The sequence below is a fragment of the Dietzia sp. B44 genome, from assembly GCF_014145245.1.
Lineage (GTDB): Bacteria > Actinomycetota > Actinomycetes > Mycobacteriales > Mycobacteriaceae > Dietzia > Dietzia natronolimnaea.
Window position 1 is genome coordinate 1 of the sequence record NZ_JAALEF010000227.1, and the last position, 1,137, is coordinate 1,137.

General features: G+C 71.7%; 1 protein-coding gene. It reads left to right on the plus strand.

Annotated features, from left to right (window positions below; translation table 11 throughout):
• Nucleotides 1-127: 127 nt before the first annotated feature.
• The coding region (locus tag G6017_RS08345; protein WP_182616901.1) for a HelD family protein at nt 128-1,137 on the plus strand (1,010 nt) is incomplete at its 3' end.

The following is a 1,137-nucleotide window of genomic DNA, read 5'->3' on the forward strand; positions in this document are numbered from 1 at the left end:
GACGACCCCGCCCCCACGGGCGGGGTCGTCTGCGTCGGTGGGCCCTGCGCGAGACCCGGTAGCCTGGTTGTCCTGCACTGCGCGGTACACCCACCCGATGCGCAGTCCCCACCCGAGAGGAGCGCGCATGACGGGATACGACGCCGTCGACGAGGAACAGCGCCACCTCGGCCGTCTCCTCGATCGTCTCGAGGAACTCCGGGCCGACACCCGGGCCCGCCTCGACGCCGTCCTCCGGGGCACGGGGGGAACTCCTCAGGCGCGATCGGAGCGGGAGTCGTTCGCGCGGCTCTATTCGTCTGAGCTGGCGGCGTTCAACGCCGCCAACCTGGGCCTGTACTTCGGTCGGCTGGACATGGAGGACGGAGAGGTCCGGAGGATCGGGCGCGTGGGACTGAGGGACGACGACGAGGACCTCACCCCGCTCCTGCTGGACTGGCGCGCGGACCACAGCCGCCCGTTCTATCTGGCCACCACCGCCCGCCCCGAGGGCGCACACCGTCGTCGTCATCTCCGCACGATCGGCAGGAGGGTCATCGGGGTCCACGACGAGTACCTCACCGCACCCGTCGACGGTGAGGTGCCGGAGGACCACGACGACGTCGTGGGGGAATCCGCCCTGCTCGAAGCCCTGGACAGCGCGCGCTCCGCTCACATGACGGACATCGTCGCGACCATCCAACGCGAGCAGGACGAGATCATCCGGAACCCCCACGCCGGTGTCCTGGTGGTCCAGGGCGGGCCGGGGACGGGGAAGACCGCCGTGGCCCTTCACCGTGCGGCCTACCTGCTCTACACGCACCGCCGGAGGCTCGACCGCAGCGGAGTGCTCATCGTGGGGCCCAACGCGCGGTTCCTCGACTACATCGCACGCGTCCTGCCGTCGCTCGGCGAGTCAGGAGTCGTCCTGCGCACACTCGCCGACCTCTACCCCGGGGTCCGTGCCACCGGTTCGGAGACTCTCCGCGGCGAGGAGGTCAAGGGCTCGGCGGACATGGTCGACATCCTCAAGGCCGCCGTCCGCGCCCGCCAGTTCGCCCCGGGGGCGGACGTGGTGGTGCGGTGCGAGGGACACGACCTTGTCCTCACGCCCGCGGTGGTCCGCGCCGCCCGCGGCCGGGCCCGGATGACGCGGCG